Origin of the sequence: Streptomyces sp. NPDC059875, assembly GCF_042731085.1 — a bacterium.
In the GTDB taxonomy this organism is placed as follows: Bacteria; Actinomycetota; Actinomycetes; order Streptomycetales; family Streptomycetaceae; genus Streptomyces.
In genome coordinates, this window is the sequence record NZ_JBHWJZ010000044.1 from 40,311 (window position 1) to 59,109 (window position 18,799).

Consider the following 18,799-nt stretch of genomic DNA (forward strand, 5'->3'; position numbering starts at 1 on the left):
CGTACGAGCCCTCACACGAGGGACGCTGACAGGTGCTCACCACTGACTCCCTCTGGCATCTCTCGGACCGGACAGAACCTCTGCCGCGGCCTGCTGGTACCGCAGCACGGCCTGCTCCGCCACCCGCAGGTCGCACGGCGCGCTCCACAGCATCCGGCGCGCCGCGTCGTACCGCTCGATCAGCAGCGGGTCCTCGGCCGCGCCGAGACGGGCGACTTTCGCCTTGTACGCGTCGAGCCGGCCGCGCAGTTCGGCGCGGACGGCGAGCGGCGCGGTGACGGCGGTCAGGGACTCGCGGGCCCGCATCAGCTCGTCCTCGGCCTCCCGCTCCAGGGACTCCAGGAGCGGGGAGAGCCGGTGCCACTGGGCGTGCCTGCGGTACTCGGCGGCCATCGAGAGCCGCTCCTGCAGGACCGTCGGCGGGCCGCTGACGGCCGGTACCTCGGAGGCGGCGATCTTGGCGAGGACCTCGCCGCGCGCCGCCCGGGCCTCGGAGAGCGTCCGGTCGGCCCGCGAGAGCACGTCCCGCAGCCGCAGCAGCCGCTCCTCGGAGTCCTGCCGGACCGCGAGGACCGCCTCGATCTCCCGCCGGATGTCCTCCAGGGCGCGCGCCGCCCGGTCGTACCGCTCGGTGTCGGGGCGCCCGCCGCCGGGCGCCGAACTGCCCGCCGCGGGACGCCAGAAGGACAGCGGATCGGTGACGACCTGCGAGCGCAGCGCCGTCAGCTCGGCCGTGATCGACTCCAGTTCGTCGCCGGCCGGGTGCTCCCCGGGCCGCACGCCGACCGAGTGCGCGAGCGAGCGCGTACGCCCCAGTTCGGCGGCGAGCAGATCTATCCGGGCGGGCAGCGCGGACCAGACGGCGTCGGCGGTCACGACCATGTCGAGCGAGGACGCGTACAGCTCGTTCATCCGGTCCACCAGCCGCTCCAGCGTGAACCGCTCGGAGAGCCGGGCCTGCTCCTGCGCCCCGCCCGAGACGAGGACGCTCTCGCCGCGCAGCCGCTCGGTCAGCTCCTCCAGGTCCTCCCGACTGGACCAGCGCCGCCGCGCCCGCAGCTCACGGGCTTCGCTCAGCGCGCCGGCGTAGGCGTCGAAGTACGTCCAGAGCAGGGTGATCGTCCGCTCGGTGGACTGCCAGCGGTCCCGGGTCGTGCCGGTCAGCTCGGCGCCTTCCAGCAGCCTGCGGCCCGCGTGGTCCTGGAGAGCGAGGAGCGAGTCCTCGATCGCCTTGTGCTCCGCGCCGAGCCGCGCCAGCGCACGGTCCACCTCGTCCCGGTCCATCACCGGCCCGGGGGTGCCCGCGACGCCCATCGATCACCTCTCGCTCTACTTGTACTTGGGTGCGGGCGGCCCGGATATCCCGGGCAGGTCCGCCTTCAGCCACTCGTCGTACGCCGCCTTCCAGGCGTGCTGCCTGTACTGCACGAGGACCTGGTTGACCCGGCGGACCAGGTCGTCGTTGCCGAGCTTGGCGGCGACTCCGTAGTACTCGGTGGTGAACGGCTTGCCCTTGAGCTCGACCGCCGGGTCCTGGGCGGCCTGGCCGGCCGCCAGCGCGTTGTCCGTGACGACGGCGTCGACCTCGCCCAGCTGGAGCCGCGCCAGACAGTCCAGCTGGTTCGGGACGGTCAACAGGTCCTTGTCGTTCTTGGTGCCGTCGGCCTCGTCCTTGAACGTGGCCCCGAAGGAGTTGTTCTCCAGGGCCTCGTAGGCCGTGGAACCCTCCGCCGTGCAGACCCGCTTGCCGCTGAGCGAGGAGTCGTACCCGGTGATCGTGGAGCCCTCGGGCGCGAGGACCTGCTGGCCGGCCTGGAAGTAGGCCGTGGAGAAGGCGACCTGCTGGATCCGCTTGCAGTTGATCGTCATCGTGCGGACGACGAGGTCGACCTTGCCGCTGTCCAGGGCCGCGATCCGCTGGTTGGTGGGGATCGTGCGGAAGATGATCGCGTCCTCGCTGCCCAGCAGATCCTTGGCGATCGCCTTGGCCAGCGTGATGTCGAAGCCTTCCAGCTCCCTGCGCTCGGGGTTGTAGTACCCCCAGTTGAAGCTGTTCTGGTCGACACCGACGACGAGCTTGCCGCGGGCCTTGATCGCCGCCACCGCCGGGCCGTCGGCGGTGGACGGGGTGAGCGAGGCCTCGGGGTCACGGCAGCTGTCCGCCTTGACCTGCACTCCCGTACCGACTCCGGGCCCGGTCACGAGGGGGGCGGCGGGCGCGCCGGTCCCACCGTGGGCCAGCGGCAGCAGGGTCAGCGACGCCGTCAGCCCGCAGGCCACGGCCATCGCCCCGACACCGCCCCAGCCGCGCAGTCGCGCCAGGGGACGCCGGCCGAGGAGCCGGGCCGGGCCGCTCGTCCTCGCGCCGTCGACGCCGTTCCGCATCCCGCCCCCTCTCACCGGTACTCCGACAGCCTGCGGTTGATGCCCATGACGGCGCCCGCGGCGCCCAGTATCCCGAGGACGGCCGCGCCCAGCGGGAGGGCGCTCAGCGCGCCCCTGCCGTCCTCGGCGGCGCGGGTGAACTCGGCCTGCTCGTGGTCCAGGGCCCGCTTCAGGGCCGCGTCGACCTGGTCGAAGGACTGTCCGGTGGACTCCTTCGAGCCGATGATCCGGGTCAGCGCGCCTTCGTAGTCGCCCGAGTCGTCCGCGGCCCGCGCGACCTTGTGACGCTGCTTCCACTCGGCCGTGCGCTCCGCCGCCGTGCTCAACGGGTCGCGCCCGGCGTCGTCGTCCGCCAGCTCCCGCGCCTCGGCGAGCGCGGTCGTCAGCGCCTCCATGCTGCCGGCGTAGTCCGTCTCGTACTTGTCGTTCTTGCCGTCGTCGGTGAGGACCGCGCCGCGCGAGACCACCGCCAGGTTCTCGTTCGCCCGGGCCTTGAGGGAGCTGATCCGGGCGGTGGTGAGCACCTGGAGCGAACTCTGCCCGTGCTCACGGGCGTTGTTCAGCTCGGTACGCGCGAGCGTGTGCGCGGCGGCGAGCCAGAGCAGCACGACCACGGAGGCGGCGGTGGCGGCCAGCAGCCCGTGGTTGAACACCCGGTTCGTCAGGGCGTAGTTGCGCCGCTGGGCCCAGACCAGGACGGCGAGGGCGAGGATCCCCAGGCCGAGGGAGAGGTACGGCCAGCCGCGGGCGTCCTCGTCGTCCTGCTGGAGCCGTGCGGTCTCCGCCTCGTACAGGCGCTCGGCGGCGGGCAGCAGCTCGCTGGTCATCTGCCGGTTGGCGTACCGCAGATAGGCGCCGCCGAGCGGCAGGCCCTGCCGGTTGGCGGCGCGGGCCCGCTCGATCAGGCCGGTGTAGCGGGGGAGCTGTTCGTTGAGCGTGGCGATCTCGCGGGCCGACTCGGTCGAACCCTCCGTGCTCGCCGCGGCCTTGACCAGGAGACGGGAGGCGGTCCTGATGTCGTCGGCGTACCGCTTCTGGACGTCCGGGGGCTCCTGCGCACCGGCCAGGAAGGCGCTCGCCGCGGCGGTGTCGGCGTCGGCGAGCGAGCGGTAGATGTTCGCGGCGTCGGCGCTCAGCGGCTGGCTGCGGCTCACCACGTCGTCGGCGGAGGAGGCCCGGTCGGCGACCTCGAAGGCGGTGACGCCCCCGAACGCGACGACCAGCAGGGCCAGTACGGCACCGAGGATCTGCAGCCGTCCGGGCTCGGTCGTGGCGGCGCGGCGCAGCCGTACCCGTGCCTCGTCCCAGGCCCCGCGGCCGGCGGGCGGTGTCGCGGAGGGCGGTGTCGCCGCGGGCGGCGACGACGGCTGCGCGGGTACGCCGCCCCCCGGCTGGGTCGGCGCGGTGCCCGACGCCGAGGCGGCGGGCGCATTCGGCGGGTATGTCAACGTGGCCTCCCCCTCGGTCCGACGTAGTGCCCGGAGGGCAGTATGGCCTCAGGGGCCCCACCCGCACACCAGAAATGACTCGATCTTGTTCCTATCGTGCCCCATGCTCGCGCCACCCCCGTAGGCGAACCCCCTGCTATGAATACGCCGCTCGGCCGGAATCGGTTCCACGATCGACTGCCACGTACGGGTGAACACGACGACGGGGCGTCCCTGGGGGACGCCCCGCCGTCGTGTGCGCCTCAGGCGCCGTAGTGCTCGCGCAGCCGGGCGGCGGCCTCGGGCCCCGCGGCCACCTCGTCGAGCGCGAGCAGCGCCGCACCCAGGACCGGCGGCGAGGTCACGACGCCGACCACGGCCTTCGGCGCCTTCACGGCCAGCAGTTCCGTGATCCTGGCGTCCAGTTCGGGATGGCGCGCGGCGAGCACGCTGCCGCCCAGCATCACCGGCGCCTCCTCGTCGAGCAGGCCGAGCCGCGCGAGGGCGACCGTCGACATGGCGACGACCTCCGCCGCGAGCCGGTGCACCAGCGACCGCGCGACGGCGTCGCCCTCCGCGCTCGTACGGAACAGCACGGGCGTCAGCTCGTGCCGCCGCTCGAACGGGATACGGCCCAGGTGCAGCGCCTCGATCAGCGCGTACATGGTCGGCAGCCCGAAGTGCCCGGGCAGGGTGTGCGCGAGCTCGGTCGGCTCGCCGCGGCCGTCCTCCGCACGGGCCGCGAACCACAGCGCCTCCTCGGCGAGTCCGCTGCCGCCGCCCCAGTCGCCGGAGATCTTCCCGATGGCGGGGAAGCGGGCGGTACGGCCGTCCGGCAGCATCCCGACGCAGTTGATGCCGGCGCCGCACACCACGGCGACGCCGCGCGGCTCGTCGAGCCCGGCGCGCAGGATGGCGAAGGTGTCGTTGTAGACCCGGACGCTCCGGCTCCAGCCCCGGTCCGCCAGCGCGGACGTCAGCTCCGCCTCCTCCACCGGGAGATCGGCATTGGCGAGACAGGCGGAGACATGGGCGAACTCCGGCGGGAGACCGGCCTGGGAGACCGCACGTCCCACCGCCTCCGCCAGACCGTCCAGGGCCGCCTCGACCCCCACCACGGGCGGCTGGAAGCCACCGCCGCGCGCCGCGCCGAGCACCCGTCCGTCCGTCCCGACCACCGCCACGTCGGTCTTGCTGTTGCCCGCGTCGATCGCGAGGAGCACGTCGTTCACGCCCACGCGAGGTGCTCCCGGTTGTGGGCGATCAGCCGGTCGGTGAGCCCGTCGGCGTACGCGTACTGCCCCACCAGGGGGTGCGCGAGCAGCGCCCTGAACACCTGCTCGCGGCCGCCGCGCAGCGCCGCCTCCAGGGCCAGGTCCTCGTACGCGGTCACGTGGGCGATGAGCCCGGCGTACAGCGGGTCGAGCGGGGCGACCGGCAGGGGCGAGGCTCCCTGAGACCCCACCGCCGCCTGCACCTCGATCACGGCGTCGTCCGGCAGGAAGGGCAGCGTGCCGTTGTTGTACGTGTTCACCACCTGGTACGGCGATCCCCCGCCGCCGAGCAGCGAGGCAGCGAGGTCCACGGCGGCCTCCGAGTAGAAGGCGCCGCCGCGCTTGGCGAGCAGCGCGGGCTTCTCGTCGAGCGCCGGGTCCCCGTACATCTCCAGGAGCTCCTTCTCCATCGCGGCGACCTCGGCGGCCCGTGAGGGCTTGGTGCCGAGCTCCCGCACGACCTCGTCGTGCGCGTAGAAGTAGCGCAGGTAGTACGAGGGGACGACGCCGAGCCGGTCCACGATCTCGGGCGGCATGCGCAGGTCGTCCGCGATGGTCTCGCCGTGCTCGGCGAGCAGCCGGGGCAGGACGTTCTCGCCCTCCGGCCCGCCGAGGCGGACGGCCGTCTCCCAGGTGAGGTGGTTGAGCCCGACGTGGTCCAGGTGGACCTCGGCCGGGGTCACGTCGAGCAGCTTCGCGAACTTGCGCTGGAAGCCGATGGCCACGTTGCACAGACCGACGGCCTTGTGCCCGGCCTGGAGCAGCGCGCGCGTGACGATGCCGACGGGGTTGGTGAAGTCGATGATCCAGGCGTCCGGGTTGGCCCGCCGGACCCGCTCGGCGATGTCCAGGACCACCGGGACGGTCCGCAGCGCCTTGGCGAGACCGCCGGCGCCGGTGGTCTCCTGGCCGACGCAGCCGCACTCCAGCGGCCATGTCTCGTCCTGGTTCCGGGCGGCCTGGCCGCCGACCCGCAGCTGGAGCAGGACGGCGTCGGCGCCCTCCACCCCGGCGTCGACGTCGGAGGTGGTGACGATCTTCCCTTCGTGGCCCTGCTTGGCGAAGATCCGCCGGGCGAGCCCGCCGACCAGCTCCAGGCGGTCGGCGGCCGGGTCGACGAGGACGAGTTCGGTGATGGGCAGGGTGTCGCGCAACCGCGCGAATCCGTCGATCAGTTCGGGGGTGTAGGTGGAGCCGCCCCCCACGACAGCAATCTTTGACGCCCGGGGGTGCGGGGGTTGTCCCCCGATTGATTGCAGCATGTCGTTTCAGCCCTTCACTCCGGTCAGTGTGACTCCCTCGACGAACGCCTTCTGGGCGAAGAAGAAGACGAGGATCACAGGGGCCATGACCAGTACGGTCGCGGCCATGGTCAGGTTCCAGTCGGTGTGGTGCGCGCCCTTGAAGGACTCCAGGCCGTAACTCAGCGTGTACGCCGCCGGGTTCTCCGAGGTGTAGATCTGCGGTCCGAAGTAGTCGTTCCAGCAGTAGAAGAACTGGAACAGTGCCACGGCGGCGATGCCTGGCTTGGCCATCGGGAGCACGATCCTGAGGAGGGTGCGGAATTCGCCGCACCCGTCGATCTTCGCGGCCTCGATGTACTCGTTCGGGATCGTCAGCAGGAACTGGCGCAGCAGGAAGATCGCGAAGGCGTCACCGAACGCCATCGGGACGATCAGCGGCCACAGGGTGCCGGAGAGGTCCATCTGCTTCGCCCAGAACAGGTACATCGGAATGATGATCACCTGCGGCGGCAGCATCATCATCGAGATGACGAGCAGCAGCGACAGATGTCGGCCCCGGAAGCGGAACTTGGCGAGCGCGTACGCCACCGGGATCGAGGACACCACCACGAGCGCGGTGCCGAGCCCGGCGTACAGCAGGGAGTTCTTCCACCAGTCCAGGAAGCCCGGGGTGTTGAAGACCCGGATGTAGTTGTCCCAGTGCCAGGTGTTCGGCGTGAGGTCGCGGGTCAGCGCCTGCTGGTCGCTCATCAGCGAGGTCAGGAAGACGAAGACGAACGGCAGCACGAAGAACAGGGCCGCGGCGATCCCGAGGGAGTGCACGGCGATCCAGTGCAGCAGGGCCTTCCGCCGGGCGGTCCTCTCGGCGGCCCCGGCGGGCGTCTTGCCCACGGGGCGGTCGAGCGTGGATACGGAGGAGGTCATGATCAGTCACCCGAGCCGATCAGGCCGCCCCGCCGGCGCATCAGCAGCGCGGTGAAGGCCATGGAGAGGGCGAACAGGACGAGGGCCACGACGCAGGCCGCGCCGTAGTCGAAGCGGCCGAAGCCGAGGTTGTAGACCAGCTGCGGCAGGGTCAGCGTGGAGTCGTCCGGATAGCCCGGCTCGAAGGTCTGGCCGGAGCCGCCCATCACACCCGAGGCGACCTTCGCCGCCACGATCGGCTGGGTGTAGTACTGCATCGCGCCGATGATCCCGGTGACGACCGCGAAGAGCACGATCGGCGCGATGTTCGGCAGGGTGACGTAGCGGAACCGCTGCCAGGCCGAGGCGCCGTCCAGCTCCGCCGCCTCGTACTGCTCCTTCGGTACGTCGAGCAGCGCGGCCATGAAGATGACCATGAGGTCCCCGACGCCCCACACGGCGAGGACGGTCAGGGCCGGTTTGGCCCACGCGGTGTCGTTGAACCAGGAGGGCGCGGGGATCCCGACGGCCTCCAGGAGCGAGTTGACCGGTCCTGTGCCCGGGTTGAGCAGGAAGACGAAGGCCAGCGTCGCGGCGACCGGCGGGGCCAGGTACGGCAGGTAGAAGAGGGTACGGAAGACTCCGGCACCCGTCTTGATCTTGGTGATGAGGAGGCCGATGCCGAGGCCGAACACCACCCGGCAGGCGACCATGACGACCGCAAGCCAGAGGGTGTTCTGCATCGCCGGCCAGAACTTCGGCAGGTCGGAGAAGACGTACGTCCAGTTGTCCAGGCCCCGCCAGGTCGGCGGGTTGAGCCCGTCGTACTTCATCAGCGAGAAGTAGACGGTCGAGACGAGCGGGTACGCGAAGAAGACGCTGAAGCCGATCAGCCAGGGCGACATGAACGCCGCGGTGCGAAGCGCGCTGCGCACGCGCTTCGACCGCAGGGCCGCCTGACGCCCTTCGAGGGTGTCGGTGGACATGAGGTACCGGTCCTGGTCTTACTTCGCCTGGGCGATGTCGCGGTCGATCTGGGCGGCCGTGTCCTCGAGACCCTTCTTCAGGTCCGGGACCTGGCCCTTCTCGTACTTCTGGGCGAAGTCCTGGAAGGTGTCCTGGTACGTGGAGCCGTTCACCGCGCCGTCGGAGGTGGAGGACTCGGGGTGCTGGGCGATGTCCAGGAAGACCTTGAAGCGCTCGTCGACCTTCAGCTTCGGGGACTTCAGCGCCTCCAGCGTGGAGGGGACGTTGCCGATGCCGTTGGCGAACTCCACCACCGCGTCGGTGTCCATGGTCATGTACTTGACCAGCTCCCAGGCCGCGTTCTGCTTCTTGCTCTGCGGCGCGATGCCGATGATCGTGCCGGAGAGGTAGCCCTTGCCGTACTCGGCCACCTCGTCGTCGGCGACCGGCAGCGGCGCGACGCCGACCTCGAAGCCGACCTTGGCGTCCTTGATGAAGTTCAGCCGCCATTCGCCGTCCAGCTGCATGGCGACCTGGCCGGTGTGGAAGGGGTGCTTGGCGCCCCACTCGTCACCGAAGGTGGTGCGGTACTTGTCCAGCTTCGCGAATCCGCCCAGGCCGTCGACCAGCGACTTCTGGTAGGTCAGCATCTCGGCGAAGCCCGGGTCCTTGGCGAGGTTCGACTTGCCGTTCTGGTCGAAGTACGTGTGGTCCCACTGCGACATGTAGTGGCTGGGGACGGTCTCGTAGCCGAGGTAGTTCGGCATGAAGCCGAGCTGCTCGTAGCTGTCGCCCTTCTCCTTGGTCAGCTTCTTCGCCACCTGCGAGAACTCCGACCAGGTCTTCGGCGGTCCGGTGATGCCGGCCGCCTTGAAGGCGTCCTTGTTGTAGTAGAGCCCGTACGCGTCGGAGAGCAGCGGCAGCGAGCAGCGCTTGCCCTCGAACTGGGTGTAGTCCTGCAGGACCTTCGAGAAGGTCTTGTCCAGGTCCACCTTGTCCTTCTCCAGGAAGGGCTTGAGGTCCGCGAACGCGCCGGAGTGGCAGAACTTGCCGACGTTGGACGTGGTGAAGGAGGCGGCCACGTCCGGGCCGTTCGAACCGCCCGCGCGCAGCGCCTGGCTCAGCTTGTCGTCGTTGATGTTGCCGATGACCTTCACCTTGATGTTCGGGTGGGCCTTCTCGAAGCGGGCGACGTTGTCCTGGATCGCCTTGGCCTCGGAGGGCGCCGACCAGCCGTGCCAGAAGGTGATCGTCGTCTTGGCGTTCGGGTCGTCGGACGCCTTGTTCTCGGTGGAGCCGGTACAGGCGGAGGCGAGAAGGGCGATCGAGGCGGTGGCGGCGAGCGCGACGGCGGCTCTGCGCGGGCGTACGGGCATGACGAAGTCTCCCTGTGGCGGGCGAGGTTCGGGGGAAGGGGAACTGCTGGTCGGTACGGAGTGCGTGGCCTACCGGGACGTGTCGAAGACCTCGTCGCGGGTGGTGGCGAGGGCGCTTTCCAGAGCCCCGCGCAGGACGGGGTGCCGGTCCACGTCCCCGAGGACGAGCCGGGGCCGGGAGGCGGCGAGTTCGGCCAGTTCGGACTGGACGCGCTCGCGCAGGGGTTCCCCGCCGGCGACGGTCACATCGCCGGACAGGACGAGGAGTTCGGGGTCGAGTACGGCGACGAGGGAGGCGAGACCGGTGGCGAGGCGCTCGGCGTACTGGTCGAGGAGCGCCGCGTACCGGGGGTCGTCGCCGTGGTGGGCGGCGGCGTGGGTGAGCAGCCGGGTCGCGGTGGCCACATAGGGCTGCTCGGGGGTCTCGATGCCGAGCGCCCGGGCGATCCGGGGCACGGACTGGACTCCGGCGAGCTCCTGGAAGCCGCCGGAGTTGGCCTTGGTGACCTGCCGTACGAGCGGGGTGCCGGGCACGGGCAGGAAGCCGACCTCGCCGGCGCCGCCGGTGAAGCCGCGGTGGAGCCGGCCGCCGAGGACGAGGGCGGCGCCGAGGCCCTCCTCGTTCCACAGCAGGACGAAGTCCTCGTGGCCGCGGGCGGCGCCCAGGCGCTGCTCGGCGACGGCGGCCAGGTTGACGTCGTTCTCGTACTCGAACGGCATCGGGAGCACCGCCGCGAGCTCCTCCAGGAGCGTGGGGGAGTGCCAGCCGGGCAGGTGGGAGGCGTACCGCAGTCGCCCGGTGGCCGGGTCGAAGGCGCCGGGGGTGCCGATGACGAGCCGGTGCACCTCGGCCCGGGTGATCCCGGCGTCCTTGACGGCGCCGTCGAGGGCGGTGGTGACCTGCCGTACGACACCGTCGGCCGCGCGGCCCGGGGTGCGGAGCTCGAACTCGCCGACGACCTCGCCGGTGATGTCGGCGACGGCGGCGCGGATCCGGTGCGGGGTCACATCGAGTCCGGCGGCGAAGGCGGCCCGGGCGTTGACCGCGTACAGCTGGGCGCTGGGTCCGGGCCGGCCCGCGGTGGTGCCGGTGGCGACGACGAGCCCGGCGGCTTCGAGGCGGGCGAGGAGCTGGGAGGCGGTCGGCTTGGAGAGGCCGGTGAGCTTGCCGATCCGGGTCCGCGAGAGGGTCCCGTGCTCCAGGAGCAGGTCGAGGGCGGCACGGTCGTTCATGGCCCGCAGCACGCGCGGGGTGCCGGGGGTACCCGGGGTCGTACCGGCCATGGCGCCGCACCTGCCCTTCGGTTCTGATGGGGCCATTCTGCTGCCCCGTCGCCCGCTCCCCCAACATCACTGTTAGGAAAGTTTCCTATTCGGTGGGAGGACCGTAGGACGGGCGTCACCTGGGCGTCAATACCCGAGCACGCACGACGCCCCCGAAGGCAACCAAAGCGTTACCTGCGGGGGCGTCGACCGTGCGGCGCTTCTTGTTCGGGGCGTTACTTGCTGAGGTCCGGTTTCGGCAGCGGGGACGCCGCCGCGCCCTGCGGGGACGTCGGCGAGGCGAAGGCCGAGGGAGCCGACATGGCCGCCGTCGGGTCAGCCGCGGACTCCTCCGTCTGCGCCGGGATCCCGCCGACGATACGGATGCCGGCCGCGTCCAGCGCGCGCTTGATCCGCCACCGCAGCTCGCGCTCGACGCCGAGGGCCTTGCCCGGCATCGTCTTCGCCGAGACCCGGACGGTCATGGAGTCGAGGAGCACCTCGGTGAGGCCGAGGATCTCCACCGGACCCCACAGCCGCTCGTTCCAGGGCTCGTCCTTCGCCATCGACGCCGTGGCCTCGTTGATCACCGACTGCACCCGGTCCAGGTCCTCCGTCGGGCGCACCGTGACGTCCACCGCCGCCGTCGCCCAGCCCTGGCTGAGGTTGCCGATCCGCTTGATCTCGCCGTTGCGGACGTACCAGATCTCGCCGTTGTCGCCGCGCAGCTTCGTCACCCGCAGTCCGACCTCTATGACCTCGCCGGAGGCCACGCCCGCGTCGACCGAGTCACCGACGCCGTACTGGTCCTCGAGGATCATGAAGACACCGGACAGGAAGTCCGTGACCAGGTTCCGGGCGCCGAAACCGATCGCCACACCCGCGACACCCGCGGAGGCGAGCAGCGGCGCCAGGTCGATCTTGAAGGCGCCGAGGATCATCAGCCCCGCCGTGCCCAGGATCAGGAACGACGCGACCGAGCGGAGCACCGAGCCGATCGCCTCCGAGCGCTGCCGCCGCCGCTCGGCGTTGACGAGGAGACCGCCGAGCGCCGTCCCCTCCACCGCCGAGGCGGAGCGGTTCATCCGCTCTATCAGCTTCGTCAGGGCCCGGCGGATGGCCATCCGCAGCAGCAGGGCGACGATCAGGATGAGGAGGATCCGTAGACCTGTGTTCAGCCAGGTGGACCAGTTCTCCTCCACCCAGCCCGCGGCGTTCGTCGCCTTCTCCGCGGCCTCGTCGAGGGTGACGGGCACCTTCTGCGGATCGTCGGCGGTCGGCAGGGCTGACCAGGACACGTAGAACCTCCAGGCGTGGTGTACGCAGAACATCCACACTAACGGGGCATCGGGTGTGCTCCCGTTGCCCCGTTCGAGGGAGAGACCGACCTCACGCGGGGATGATCCGGGTGACGATGCCTGTGGTCGAGAACACCTCAAGCCCGTTACCGGTACGTGGTGGCGCTCCGACCAGGCATGAGGAGAGACTGAGAGCAGTTCGTCCCGGCGCGAGCCACGCGCCGCCGGCGTATTAGGAGGCATCCGTGCCGCATGTCCTGGTCCTCAACGCGTCGTACGAGCCCCTCGGCGTCGTACCGCTCCGCCGCGCGCTCGTCCTCGTCCTCGAGAACAAGGCACTCTGCCTCGAGGAGTCCGGCGCCTTCCTGCACAGCGAGACCCGCGTCATCCCCGCACCCAGTGTGGTCCGGCTGAAGCGGTTCGTGCGGGTCCCCTACCGGGGGCCCGTTCCTCTGACCCGCAGAGCCCTCTTCGCCCGCGACGGCGGGCGTTGCATGTACTGCGGTGGCGTCGCAACCAGCGTCGACCACGTCATTCCGCGCAGCCGCGGGGGTACGCATGCCTGGGAGAACGTCGTGGCGGCCTGCCGCCGCTGCAACCACGTCAAGGCCGACCGGCACCTGCGCGAGCTGGGCTGGCGGCTGCGGCACCAGCCCGCCCCGCCCACCGGCCTGGCCTGGCGGATCATCGGGACCGGACACCGGGACCCACGGTGGCTGCCCTATCTGCAGCCGTACGGCGCGGACGATGTGATGGCCCGGATCGACGCCGTCTCCACCACCCCTGCGGGGGCCGTGAAGACGGGCTGAGCCGGGCCTTTGTCGTACCCGCCTCCGTAGGGGCGCCTCGTGGAGGCGTCCCTACTCCGGCTGCTCGGGCTGTTCCGGCTGCTCGGACCGGGCCGGCGGGGCAACGGCGTATGTTTCCACCGACCAGAGCGAGTAGCCGTACTCCGTCGCCCGCGCGTCGCCCTGGACCCGCAGGAAGCGGGTGTCCGCCGCGTCCATGCGGATGCTCTCGCGGCCGCCGCGCCCCTCGGCGACCGTCGCCGCGGTCCGCCAGGTCCGGCCGTCGGCGGAGACCTGGATGCGGTAGCGGGAGGCGTACGCGTCCTGCCAGTGGAGGACCACCTGACCTATCCGGGCCGGCTGCGGGAGCTCCAGCTGCCACCAGGCGCCGTCCTCGAGGACCGAGGACCAGCGGGTGGCGGGATCGCCGTCGAGCGCCGCGACGGCGGGGAAGTCGGGCGTCTCGTCGCCCGAGGAGGAGGCCGTCGCTGCGCGCGCCAGGTCGGGCCCCGCCGTGCGGGGGAAGGCCCGCACCGTCAGGACGCGCTCCTCGCCCGCGAACGACACCGGCACCCGGTACGAGCCCGCCGGCGCGTCCGGCGCCACCGACACCTCGAGCGGGACGGTCGCGCGCGTGCCGCGCGGCACCCCGATCTCCTTGGGGAGCCGCACCGTGATCCCCTTCGGCGCCCGCGCCGCCAGCTCCCCGCGCACCTCGTCGGCGCGCCGGCCCGCCAGCCGGACGTCCACCCGCTGCGCGGGGCCGCCGATCTCGGCGTCCGTCTCGCCCCGGGCGAGCTCCAGCTCGGCGTGCGGCTCGTCGGCGAACCACGGCACCAGGGAGCGCACCTGAGGGTCCGTGCCGTCCCACACGATGCGCAGCGCGTCCGCGCGCAGGCCCTTCACGTCCGCCTGCGTCCAGCCGGATGGGGACACCGGGCCCAGCGACCGCCAGCCCTCGCCGGGGACGTACGCCTCCACGCGCGCGGAGTCTCCCGCGCCCGGCTCCGTCATCACCGTCACCGTCTCGACGGGCCGCGAACGCTCCAGCCGGACGGTGTACGCCGACGGCTCGCGGTCCGCCCGCCGCCCCGCGGGCTGCTCACGGTCCGCGCCGGTCCAGGCCGCCGACTCGGTCACCGCGCGTGTGAGGAAGGGATCGAGGACGCCCGTGCCGACGGTCACCTCGCTCGCCTTCAGCGCCTGCCGCAGCGGCTCGAGACGCAACTGGGCCTGCCAGGCCGCCGCGCCGTCGCCGCGGGCTTGGGCCAGCAGCATGTCGACGGCCGTCTCGCCGGCGAGCCCGTAGCGGGACAGCTGCTCCAGCCACGGCCGTACCTCGTCGTCCAGGGTGCCCTCGGCGGTCGCCGCCAGGCGCTCGGGTGCCTCGCGCATCACGGTGAACGCGGCCCGCAGTTCGCGTGCCGCCTTCTCCCGCCCCGCCGGGTCCGTGGCCGTGCGGCTGCGCCAGAACGCGGTCATCAGCGGCTTGAGGTAGGCCGACTCGCCCGCCGGGTCGAGGATCGACGAGGCGTCGTTGCCGGCCAGGGCCCGCAGCGCCTCGCGGGCCGCCGGGTCCGGCCCGGCCAGCTCGTCCACGGCGGCCCGCCAGGACTCCTGGGGCCGGTAACCCTTCGGGTTCCAGGCGTAGTCCGCGGCGGTGAAGAGCGGTATGCGGGAGATCGCCGCCTGCTCCATGGCGTTGGCGAGGAACGCGGCCGAACCGGCCGCCACCGCCGGCTCGCGGCCCGTGGACGGGCCGAGGAAGAGCCGGTCCTGGGCGTAGTCGTTGACCGGGTAGTTGTCCATGGTGACCAGCGGGTGGCGCAGCGCGTCCCGCGCGCCGGCCAGCTCCCGTCCGGTGATGGTGCGGGGGACGGCCCCGACGCCCGTCCAGGCGATCTGCACCCGGTCGTCGAGCGCGGCGGCGAGCGCGGTGCGGTAGGTCGTCGCGCCGTCCTGGTAGTACTCCGTCGGCATCAGGGTCAGCGGTTCCGCGTCCGGGTACCGGGCGGCCAGGTGCCGGGCCACCTCGCTCGCCACGCGCGCGTGGGCGGCGGCGGCCGCCTCGGGCCCGCGGCCGAAGGTGTCCGCGTCCTTCGAACAGTGCCACTCGCTGTAGCTGACGTCCTGGAACTGGAGCTGGAAGGAGCGCACCCCCAGCGCCCACATGGCGTCGAGCTTGCGGGTGAGCGCCTTCACGTCGTCGTCCGACGCCAGGCACATGGACTGTGCGGGTGCCACGGCCCAGGCGAGGGTCACATGGTTGGCGCGCGCCCGCTCGGCGAGCGCGCGGAAGTCGGCACGCTGCTCGGCGGGGTAGGGGTCGCGCCACTGGGTCTGGCGGTACGGGTCGTCACCGGGCGCGTAGAGGTAGCGGTTCTGCTTGGTGCGGCCCATGAAGTCGAGCTGGGCCAGGCGCTGTTCCCGGCTCCAGGGGCGGCCGTAGAAGCCTTCGGTCAGGCCGCGCACGGCGGTGCCGGGCCAGTCGCGGACGACGACACCGGGGATCGTCCGCTCGTTCTCGGGGCCGCCGATCAGCTGGCGCAGGGTCTGTACGCCGTGGAACAGACCGTCCTCGCCGACGCCGTCCAGGGCGACCGTGTCACGGCCCTGGACCCGGCCGGTGGCCAGTCGGTACCCGCCGCGCGGCAGGTCGGCCCGCTCGGGCACGCGCAGCGCCCGCAGGGCCTCGCCGGAGGCGGCGGCGCCCGCGCGGATCACGGTCCCGCCACCCGGCAGGGAGGTGTGGACGGTCCGTACCCCCGCCGCCCGCAGCACCTCGCGCAGCGCGGCCACGGCGTACGGATCGGCGTCGGCGTCCGTGAGCAGCGTCACCTCGTCGCCGAGCGGCACCGACGGGCCGGTGGCCCGCTGGGACTGCGGGCGCGGCCAGACCGACGTCCCGGCCGACAGCCGCGCGTCCGGTGTGGCCTCGGGCGTCGTGACGGGGGAGACGGGAGCGGCCTGGGCGAGGCCGGGCATGCCACCGCCGAGAAGTCCGCCGATCACCGCGGCTGCGACGGCCGACGCGGTCCGCCGTCTGCGTCCGAGGTGCATGGGGACTCCTCTCTCCTGTGCGACTCCTGTGGTCACGAGTCGGTTACGAGCCCACCACCCGCCCGGCTGGGGTGTCAATGCAGGTGGTCGATGTGTCTGGTTTGCCGGGCGGTCTTTCGGCGAGGTGGCGTCGCTTCGCCAAGTTCCGCCGGTAAAACGGGGTGCGGTGGGTAGGGCTCTCGAAGCCCCACCTGTCGAGACGAACCGGGAGACCCCCGTGACCGCGACCACCCCCCTCATCACAGCCATACGCGTGCCGAAACAGGGCCCGCTCACGAGCGAGCCGCCCCTCGCCGACGCCGCACCGCTCACCAGCGAGCCGCCCCTGACCCAGGCGGCCCCCCTCACCAGCGAACCCACCGCCCCCGGCACCGCGGGCGGCACGGAGTCCCCCGGAGTGTGAAGTGACCCTCGCCCGTCTCGCCGAACTCCACGGCGTCGCCACCGCGTACGAGCCGTCCGAGGGCGTCACCGTCCACGTGCCCGACGCGACGGTCGTGGCCGTGCTCGGCGCCCTCGACGTGGACGCCACCACGCCCGAGGCGGTGGACGCCGCCCTCCTGGCGGCGCGACGGGCCGACGACGAGCGGTTGCTGCCGCCCACGCTGGTGCGCTGGCAGGACGACGGCAACGGTGCAGGCGACGGCGATGGCCCGGTGCGCCCGCCCCAGGGCCTGCCGCCGGGCACCCGGCTGCGCGTCACGACCGAGTCGGGCGAGGTGGTGGAGGGCACGGGCTGGGACCGGCTCCCGCTCGGCATCCACCGCGTCGAGGCCCTGGCCCCCGAGGGGCGCGCCGGCGACAGCACGCTGATCGTCGCCCCCGCGCGCGTGCCCCGGCCCGAGGGACGGGTGTTCGGCCTGCTCGCCCAGTTGTACTCGGTGCTCTCCAGCCGCTCCTGGGGCATGGGCGACCTCGGCGACCTGCGCGAGCTCGCGGCCTGGGCGGGCCGGACGCACGGCGCCGGCTTCGTCCAGGTCAACCCGCTGCACGCGGCCGTGCCCGGAGCGCCCACCGACCCCTCTCCGTACCGCCCCTCCTCGCGCCGCTTCCCCGACCCCATCCATCTGCGGATCGAGGACGTCCCCGAGTACGGCTCCGTGGGCCCCGCGTACCGCGACGCACTGGACGCGGTCCTCGGCGACGCCGCCGAGCTGCGCGAACGGGTCCTGCGCAAGGGCGCGTTGATCGACCGGGACGCCGTGTGGGAAGTCAAGCGGCGCGCCCTGGAGCTCGTACGGACGGTGGAGCTCGGCCCCGGGAGACGTGCGGAGTACCGCGACTTCCTCGCCGAGCGCGGCCGCGCCCTGGAGGACCACGCCACCTACTGCGCCCTCGCCGAGCGGTACGGGCACCACTGGCGCTCCTGGCCCGAGGAGCTGCGCGACCCCCGCTCCGCCGCCGTGGCCGTCCGCGCCGACGACGAGCTGACCGCCCGCACCGACTTCCACTGCCGGCTGGCCTGGCTGACGGACCGGCAGCTCGCCGCCGCCGCCGAGGCCGCCCGGGAGGCGGGGATGGCGGTCGGGATCGTCCACGACCTCGCGGTCGGCGTCCACCCGGAAGGCTCCGACGCCTGGGCCCAGCAGGACGCCTTCGCCGCCGGCATGTCGGTCGGCGCCCCGCCCGACGCCTTCAACGCCCGTGGCCAGGACTGGGGTCTGCCGCCCTGGCGCCCCGACGCGCTCGCCGCTTCGGGCTACGCCCCGTACCGCGGTCTCCTGCGGGAGCTGCTGCGCCACGCCGGGGCGCTCCGCATCGACCATGTGATGGGCCTGTTCCGGCTCTGGTGGGTCCCCGAGGGCCGCGAACCCACCGAGGGGACGTACGTCCGCTACGACTCCGAGGCGATGCTCGCGGTCCTCGCCCTGGAGGCCCACCGGGCGGGCGCGGTCGTCATCGGCGAGGACCTCGGCACCGTCGAGCCGGGCGTCCGCGAGCAGCTCGCGCGCCGCGGGGTGCTCGGCACGTCCGTGCTCTGGTTCGAGCGGGACTGGTCCGGCACGGGCCGCCCGCTGGCCCCGGAGGAGTGGCGCACCGACTGTGTGGCCACCGCCACGACCCACGACCTCCCCTCGACCGCGGCCCGGCTCTCCGGCGACCACGTCGCCCTGCGCCACCGGCTCGGGCTGCTCACCGGCGATCTCGGGCGCGAGCGTGCCCGGGACGCGGCCGAGATCGGCGAGTGGCTGGCGTACCTGGAGCGGCTCGGGCTGCTGCCGGAGGGTCCGGGCGACGAGGAGGCCGAAGTCCGGGCCGTCCACCGCTTCCTGCTGCGCACCCCCGCCTCGATGCTCGGGGTGTGGCTGCCGGACACGGTGGGGGACCGGCGACCCCAGAACCTGCCCGGCACCTGGGACCAGTACCCCAACTGGCGGCTGCCGGTCGCGGGCCCGGAGGGCCAGCCGATGAGCCTGGAGGAGCTGGCCGCCTCGCCCCGACTGCACCGCCTCCTCGCGGTCTTCGCATCCCTCGGGGGCGTCCGTACGGCACCCCCGGACGCGCGGCGCGTTTAGGTGTTCGCTACGTTTGCACCGTGGACAAGAAGAACGCCCTGCGCGCCGGTGCTGTCGCGGCCGGTACGACGCTGATGATGCTGCTCATGTCGTCCCCCGCGCTCGCGCTCACCCGCGACGACGGTGACGACCCGGCCCCCAAGCTGAGTGTCGTCGAGACCCTCGGCCTGTTCGTGGCCGCGCCGATCGTGCTGTTCCTGGTGATCGCCGGTCTGGTGATGGTGCTCGACAAGTCCGACAGGCCCAAGAAGGCCTAGGGCCCAGCCTCTTCCGAGGGCGCTGCGGCGGTACGGACGTAC

The 18,799-nt window shown here is 72.4% G+C and carries 15 protein-coding genes; 4 read left to right on the forward strand and 11 right to left on the reverse strand.

Annotation, left to right across the window (positions count from 1 at the left end; translation table 11 throughout):
* Positions 1 to 36: 36 nt before the first annotated feature.
* From ACFV9D_RS34530 to ACFV9D_RS34575, 10 genes are all read right to left on the reverse strand, one after another.
* Complete coding sequence (locus ACFV9D_RS34530; RefSeq protein WP_385155409.1) at positions 37 to 1,314, reverse strand: hypothetical protein; 1,278 nt, start codon at positions 1,312 to 1,314, stop codon at positions 37 to 39.
* 15 nt (positions 1,315 to 1,329) lie between these two features.
* Entirely contained in the window at positions 1,330 to 2,385 is a 1,056-nt protein-coding gene (locus ACFV9D_RS34535) for a glutamate ABC transporter substrate-binding protein (RefSeq protein ID WP_385155412.1), read from the reverse strand.
* 11 nt (positions 2,386 to 2,396) lie between these two features.
* A complete protein-coding gene (locus ACFV9D_RS34540) occupies positions 2,397 to 3,833 on the reverse strand; it encodes a hypothetical protein (RefSeq protein ID WP_385155415.1) in 1,437 nt (478 codons plus the stop codon).
* Positions 3,834 to 4,075: 242 nt separating this feature from the next.
* Positions 4,076 to 5,050: an N-acetylglucosamine kinase gene (locus tag ACFV9D_RS34545; RefSeq protein ID WP_385155417.1), complete on the reverse strand. Its 975-nt coding sequence runs from the start codon at positions 5,048 to 5,050 to the stop codon at positions 4,076 to 4,078.
* Positions 5,041 to 6,348, reverse strand: a complete 1,308-nt coding sequence (locus tag ACFV9D_RS34550; protein ID WP_385155420.1) for a 6-phospho-beta-glucosidase — start codon at positions 6,346 to 6,348, stop codon at positions 5,041 to 5,043. The genes ACFV9D_RS34545 and ACFV9D_RS34550 overlap by 10 nt, the downstream gene beginning before the upstream one ends.
* Positions 6,349 to 6,354: 6 nt before the next feature.
* Positions 6,355 to 7,254 (reverse strand): carbohydrate ABC transporter permease, encoded by a 900-nt coding sequence (locus tag ACFV9D_RS34555; protein ID WP_385155423.1) that lies wholly within the window; start codon positions 7,252 to 7,254, stop codon positions 6,355 to 6,357.
* A gap of 2 nt (positions 7,255 to 7,256) precedes the next feature.
* Entirely contained in the window at positions 7,257 to 8,219 is a 963-nt protein-coding gene (locus ACFV9D_RS34560; protein ID WP_385155426.1) for a carbohydrate ABC transporter permease, read from the reverse strand.
* Between the two features lie 18 nt (positions 8,220 to 8,237).
* Positions 8,238 to 9,575 (reverse strand): ABC transporter substrate-binding protein, encoded by a 1,338-nt coding sequence (locus tag ACFV9D_RS34565; protein WP_385155429.1) that lies wholly within the window; start codon positions 9,573 to 9,575, stop codon positions 8,238 to 8,240.
* A gap of 69 nt (positions 9,576 to 9,644) precedes the next feature.
* A complete protein-coding gene (locus ACFV9D_RS34570; RefSeq protein ID WP_385155432.1) occupies positions 9,645 to 10,859 on the reverse strand; it encodes an ROK family protein in 1,215 nt (404 codons plus the stop codon).
* A gap of 215 nt (positions 10,860 to 11,074) precedes the next feature.
* Entirely contained in the window at positions 11,075 to 12,136 is a 1,062-nt protein-coding gene (locus ACFV9D_RS34575) for a mechanosensitive ion channel family protein (protein ID WP_385155434.1), read from the reverse strand.
* Positions 12,137 to 12,381: 245 nt separating this feature from the next.
* On the opposite strand from ACFV9D_RS34575, the gene ACFV9D_RS34580 reads away from it, so the two are divergent.
* On the forward strand, positions 12,382 to 12,945 hold the full coding sequence (locus ACFV9D_RS34580) for an HNH endonuclease (RefSeq protein ID WP_361851884.1): 564 nt from the start codon (positions 12,382 to 12,384) through the stop codon (positions 12,943 to 12,945).
* Between the two features lie 51 nt (positions 12,946 to 12,996).
* Here ACFV9D_RS34580 and ACFV9D_RS34585 read toward each other — a convergent pair whose 3' ends face one another.
* A complete protein-coding gene (locus tag ACFV9D_RS34585; protein WP_385155438.1) occupies positions 12,997 to 15,984 on the reverse strand; it encodes a beta-N-acetylglucosaminidase domain-containing protein in 2,988 nt (995 codons plus the stop codon).
* Between the two features lie 166 nt (positions 15,985 to 16,150).
* On the opposite strand from ACFV9D_RS34585, the gene ACFV9D_RS34590 reads away from it, so the two are divergent.
* From ACFV9D_RS34590 to ACFV9D_RS34600, 3 genes are read left to right on the forward strand one after another with little or no spacing between them, the layout of a single operon-like run.
* The gene (locus ACFV9D_RS34590) at positions 16,151 to 16,387 is read left to right on the forward strand and encodes a hypothetical protein (protein WP_385155441.1); all 237 of its coding nucleotides are present in this window, start codon (positions 16,151 to 16,153) and stop codon (positions 16,385 to 16,387) included.
* 1 nt (position 16,388) lies between these two features.
* Positions 16,389 to 18,500, forward strand: coding sequence for a 4-alpha-glucanotransferase (gene malQ / locus ACFV9D_RS34595; RefSeq protein ID WP_385155444.1), 2,112 nt, complete (start codon positions 16,389 to 16,391; stop codon positions 18,498 to 18,500).
* A gap of 20 nt (positions 18,501 to 18,520) precedes the next feature.
* The gene (locus ACFV9D_RS34600) at positions 18,521 to 18,757 is read left to right on the forward strand and encodes a hypothetical protein (RefSeq protein WP_260226244.1); all 237 of its coding nucleotides are present in this window, start codon (positions 18,521 to 18,523) and stop codon (positions 18,755 to 18,757) included.
* The last annotated feature ends 42 nt before the right edge of the window (positions 18,758 to 18,799 follow it).

What these genes read in the sequence shown, in the direction of transcription:
- ACFV9D_RS34565 (WP_385155429.1), bottom strand. Translation starts at nt 9,575, where the DNA reads ATGCCCGTACGCCCGCGCAGAGCCGCCGTCGCGCTCGCCGCCACCGCC.
- ACFV9D_RS34530 (WP_385155409.1), bottom strand. Translation starts at nt 1,314, where the DNA reads ATGGGCGTCGCGGGCACCCCCGGGCCGGTGATGGACCGGGACGAGGTG.
- ACFV9D_RS34550 (WP_385155420.1), bottom strand. Translation starts at nt 6,348, where the DNA reads ATGCTGCAATCAATCGGGGGACAACCCCCGCACCCCCGGGCGTCAAAG.
- ACFV9D_RS34585 (WP_385155438.1), bottom strand. Translation starts at nt 15,984, where the DNA reads ATGCACCTCGGACGCAGACGGCGGACCGCGTCGGCCGTCGCAGCCGCG.
- ACFV9D_RS34570 (WP_385155432.1), bottom strand. Translation starts at nt 10,859, where the DNA reads ATGGCCGGTACGACCCCGGGTACCCCCGGCACCCCGCGCGTGCTGCGG.
- ACFV9D_RS34560 (WP_385155426.1), bottom strand. Translation starts at nt 8,219, where the DNA reads ATGTCCACCGACACCCTCGAAGGGCGTCAGGCGGCCCTGCGGTCGAAG.
- ACFV9D_RS34535 (WP_385155412.1), bottom strand. Translation starts at nt 2,385, where the DNA reads ATGCGGAACGGCGTCGACGGCGCGAGGACGAGCGGCCCGGCCCGGCTC.
- ACFV9D_RS34555 (WP_385155423.1), bottom strand. Translation starts at nt 7,254, where the DNA reads ATGACCTCCTCCGTATCCACGCTCGACCGCCCCGTGGGCAAGACGCCC.